Consider the following 3,640-nt stretch of genomic DNA (forward strand, 5'->3'; position numbering starts at 1 on the left):
CGGCACCGCGAGCAGCTCGGCGCGCATCACCGGCGTGGCCATCACCCGCAGGCGGCCCGCCGCCACGGCGGCGCGCAGCCGGGTCACACCGGGGTCGTCGAACACCAGCCAGTCCAGCCAGATGTTGGTGTCGATCACCACCGGTTCGCTCATGGGGCGGTCCCTATAATCGGCGCTTCGTCCGGAGAAGCCGATGCTGATCGTCCTGTCACCCGCCAAGACCCTCGATTTCGAGTCGCGTCTGCCCACGCGGCGGCACTCGCTGCCGGCCATGCTCGATGCGTCGGCGATGCTGATCGAGCAGCTGCGCGGGCTGCCGGCTGCCGAGATCGGCACCTTGATGGACATCTCCGAGCCGCTGGCCGAGCTGAACGCCGCACGCTTCAGGCAATGGCAGCCGCCCTTCACGCCGGCCAATGCGCGACCGGCGGCGCTGGCGTTCGCGGGCGATGTCTACGAAGGCCTGCAGGCGGCCTCGCTGGGCAGCGCCGGCCTCACCTGGGCGCAGTCGCATGTGCGCATCCTCTCGGGCCTTTATGGCCTGCTGCGGCCGCTGGATCTGATCCAGCCCTACCGGCTCGAGATGGGCACGCGGCTGGCCAATGCCCGCGGGCGCGAGCTGTACGCCTGCTGGGGCGACCGGATCGCGCAGGCGCTGCGCGAGGCGCTCGACGCGCAGCGCCGGCCGGTGCTGGTGAACCTGGCCTCCGACGAGTACTTCCGCGCGGCCCGCGCCGACAGCCTCGGCCACCGGGTGGTGCAGCCGGTGTTCCAGGAGCGGCGCGCCGGCGGCTGGAAGGTGGTGAGCTTCTCGGCCAAGCGCGCCCGTGGTCTGATGACCCGTTTTGCCGCCGAGCAGCGCCTCACCGACCCGGAGGATCTGAAGGCCTTTGCGCTTGAGGGCTATCGCCACGACGCGGACGCCTCCGACGAACGCCACTGGGTGTTCCGCCGCGAGCAACCCTGAGGGCGGCTGCCCGGCCGTCCGGGCGCCCCGCCTCACGACCCGCCCACGATCCGCGGCTCGGGCTCCAGCCAGAGTCCGAAGCGCTCGTGCACGCTGGCCCGGATCGCCATGGCCAGCCGCAGCAGTTCGGCACCGCTGGCGCGGCCGTGGTTGACCAGCACGAGTGCATGATCGGCGTGCACGCCGGCATCGCCGTCGCGGTGCCCCTTCCAGCCGCACTGCTCGATCAGCCAGCCGGCCGACAGTTTCACGGGGGCGTCGCTCAGGCTGCTCCCACCCGGATGCATCGGCATGCCGGGGTGTCGCTCATGCAGGGCCTGCGCGAGCGCGGCGTTCACCACCGGGTTCTTGAAGAAGCTGCCGGCATTGCCGATGCGGGCCGGATCGGGCAGTCGCGAAGCCCGGATGCGGCGCACCTCGGTGGCCACCTCGGCCGCGCTCGGCGTTGCACTACGCCCGGCGAAGGCCGCCGCAAGCGGCGCGTAGCTCAGCACCGGCGCGAACTGCGGCCCCACCCTCAGACGCAGGCGCAGGATCAGCCAGCGCTCGCCGCCGGGCTGCTTGAAGACGCTGTCGCGGTAGCCGAACCGGCAGGCCTCGGGCGTGAAGGCCTGCTGCCTGCCGGTGTCGAGATCGACCGCCCACAGCCCGGCAAAGCGCTCGGCCAGTTCCACCCCGTAGGCGCCGATGTTCTGGATGGCGGCGGCCCCGCAGGTGCCAGGGATCATCGCGAGATTCTCGAGCCCCGCCAGACCCTGATCGAGGGTCCAGCGCACGGCCTCGTCCCAGGACTCGCCGGCCTGCAGGCTCACCTCTTCGCCGATGGCCGCTGGCTGGCGTTGCCGGCCGCGCGTGCGCATGCGCAGCACGGTCCCGTCGAAATCACCGGCGAGCAACAGGTTGCTGCCGCCGCCGAGCACCAGCCGGGCGGGCGCACCGACGAGCGCGGCCAGTGCGGCCGGCAGATCGGCGGGATCGTCGAGTTCGACGAGACGGCGCGCGCGAGCGCTGACCCCGAAGGTGTTGAGCGCGTCGAGCGGCGCGTTGTCGGTGATGCGCAGCGGCATCGGAGCCGGTGCGTCTGCTCAGCTCGGCCGGTAGGCCAGGCGCACGTAGATGGGCGCGTAGGCCTCGGCCTGGGTGATCTCGACCAGCGACTCGCGGGCGAGTTCCAGCAGCGCGATGAAGGTGACCACCGCCACCGGCACGCCGCGCCCCTGCTCGAAGAGCTCCTGGAACTCGGCGAATCGGCGGTGCTGCAGGGCGCGCAGCACCGTGGTCATGAACTCGCGTACCGAGAGCTCCTCGCGGCTGATGCGGTGATGCTGGGTGAGCCGGGCGCGGCGCAGCACATCGGCCCAGGCGCTGTGCAGGTCGGGCAGCTGGACGTCGGGCAGCTGCACGCTCACGGTCTGGTCGAGCAGCACCCGCGCGGCGAGGAAGTCGCGGCCGATCTGTGGCAGCTGGTCGATCTGCTGGGCGCCGTGCTTGATGCGCTCGTACTCGAGCAGCCGCCGGGCGAGCTCGGCGCGGGGGTCTTCCACCTCCTCGCCGGTATCGGCCTTGCGCACCGGCAGCAGCATGCGCGACTTGATGTCGATCAGCATGGCGGCCATCAGCAGGTACTCGGCCGCCAGCTCGAGGTTGTGCTCGCGCAGCTGCTCCACATAGGTGAGGTACTGGCGCGTGACCTCGGCCATGGGGATGTCGAGGATGTTGAAGTTCTGCTTGCGGATGAGGTAGAGCAGCAGGTCGAGCGGGCCCTCGAAGGACTCGAGGATGACCTCGAGCGCATCGGGCGGAATGTACAGATCGAGCGGCAGCTGCAGCACCGGCTCGCCGTAGAGCCGGGCCAGCACCTTCAGCTCGAGCTGGTCGTCCGGCGCCTGCAGGGCATCGCCGGCGGGCTGGGTCATCCCCGGGTCTGGTAGACGTAGGCCTGCTGGCGCACCCGCGATGCCTGGTCACGGGTGGAGGTGTCGAGATCCTGGGGGCGGTCCCACCAGATGGCCCGGCCCTTGCGCTGCTCTTCCTCGAGGTGGGGCTTGTCCTGCTTGAGCTGCTGCAGGAAACGGGTGATGTCGGATTGGTAGATGGCCATGGTGCGCTCCAGATGCCGGATTTTACGCCAGCTCGGGGGATGGGGTCCGGCGTGCGGCCTCCAGGGCCGACTCGAGATCGGCAAACAGGTTCTCGCGGCCGAGCTCATCGAGCAGACCGGCCCGCCGGATCAGGGACAGCGGCTGCTCGGTGGCTTCGGCCAGGATCAGTCGGCCGCCCCGACGACGCAGCGCGCGCAGCAGCCCCTGCAGCGCCTCGAGGCCGGTGGTGTCCATGCTGATCAGCTGATGCAGGTCGAGCACCACGACCTCGCCTGGCGGATTGGCCGGATCGGCAAGCTGCTCGATGCGGGTTGCCGTGCCGAAGAAGAGCGACCCGAAGAGCCGGTAGGCCCGGATCCGCCGGCCGTCGGGGAGCTGGCCCAGGTCAGCGGGCAGGCGCACCGGCTCGAGCCGGGTGAGCGAGGAGATGCGATAGATGAAGAACAGGCTGGCCAGCACCAGTCCGACCTCGATCGCCACGGTCAGGTCGAAGATCACCGTGAGCAGGAAGGTGCAGACGAGCACGATCCGGTAGTTGAGACTGAACTGCCGCAGCCGCCGGAAGGCCTGC

The 3,640-nt window shown here is 70.5% G+C and carries 6 protein-coding genes; 1 reads left to right on the forward strand and 5 read right to left on the reverse strand.

Translation table 11 applies throughout. The annotated features are described in order from the left end of the window. Nucleotides 1–273, reverse strand: a 273-nt coding sequence (locus AC2H6A_RS18625) for a PIN domain-containing protein (RefSeq protein WP_484275215.1), incomplete at its 3' end; no start/stop codon positions are given. Between AC2H6A_RS18625 and yaaA the strand changes: the two genes are divergently transcribed. After that, the gene (yaaA, locus tag AC2H6A_RS18630) at nucleotides 194–967 is read left to right on the forward strand and encodes a peroxide stress protein YaaA (protein WP_484275216.1); all 774 of its coding nucleotides are present in this window, start codon (nucleotides 194–196) and stop codon (nucleotides 965–967) included. The genes AC2H6A_RS18625 and yaaA overlap by 80 nt on opposite strands. Before the next feature lie 32 nt (nucleotides 968–999). On the opposite strand, the gene murB is transcribed toward yaaA, so the two are convergent. The 4 genes from murB to AC2H6A_RS18650 all read right to left on the reverse strand — a co-directional run. Then, complete coding sequence (murB, locus tag AC2H6A_RS18635; RefSeq protein ID WP_484275217.1) at nucleotides 1,000–2,034, reverse strand: UDP-N-acetylmuramate dehydrogenase; 1,035 nt, start codon at nucleotides 2,032–2,034, stop codon at nucleotides 1,000–1,002. An 18-nt stretch (nucleotides 2,035–2,052) separates the two neighbouring features. Continuing rightward, complete coding sequence (locus tag AC2H6A_RS18640; protein ID WP_484275218.1) at nucleotides 2,053–2,883, reverse strand: segregation and condensation protein A; 831 nt, start codon at nucleotides 2,881–2,883, stop codon at nucleotides 2,053–2,055. Then, nucleotides 2,880–3,068 carry a DUF3460 family protein gene (locus AC2H6A_RS18645; RefSeq protein ID WP_484275219.1) on the reverse strand — a complete coding sequence of 63 codons (189 nt, stop codon included), beginning with the start codon at nucleotides 3,066–3,068 and terminating at the stop codon, nucleotides 2,880–2,882. The genes AC2H6A_RS18640 and AC2H6A_RS18645 overlap by 4 nt, the downstream gene beginning before the upstream one ends. Before the next feature lie 22 nt (nucleotides 3,069–3,090). Continuing rightward, nucleotides 3,091–3,640, reverse strand: a 550-nt coding sequence (locus tag AC2H6A_RS18650) for an STAS domain-containing protein (RefSeq protein WP_484275220.1), incomplete at its 5' end; no start/stop codon positions are given.

The organism is Quisquiliibacterium sp., assembly GCF_982640115.1.

Bases quoted from the DNA above. Each gene is read 5' to 3' on its own strand.
- yaaA (WP_484275216.1), top strand. From the start codon at position 194: ATGCTGATCGTCCTGTCACCCGCCAAGACCCTCGATTTCGAGTCGCGT.
- murB (WP_484275217.1), bottom strand. From the start codon at position 2,034: ATGCCGCTGCGCATCACCGACAACGCGCCGCTCGACGCGCTCAACACC.
- AC2H6A_RS18640 (WP_484275218.1), bottom strand. From the start codon at position 2,883: ATGACCCAGCCCGCCGGCGATGCCCTGCAGGCGCCGGACGACCAGCTC.
- AC2H6A_RS18645 (WP_484275219.1), bottom strand. From the start codon at position 3,068: ATGGCCATCTACCAATCCGACATCACCCGTTTCCTGCAGCAGCTCAAG.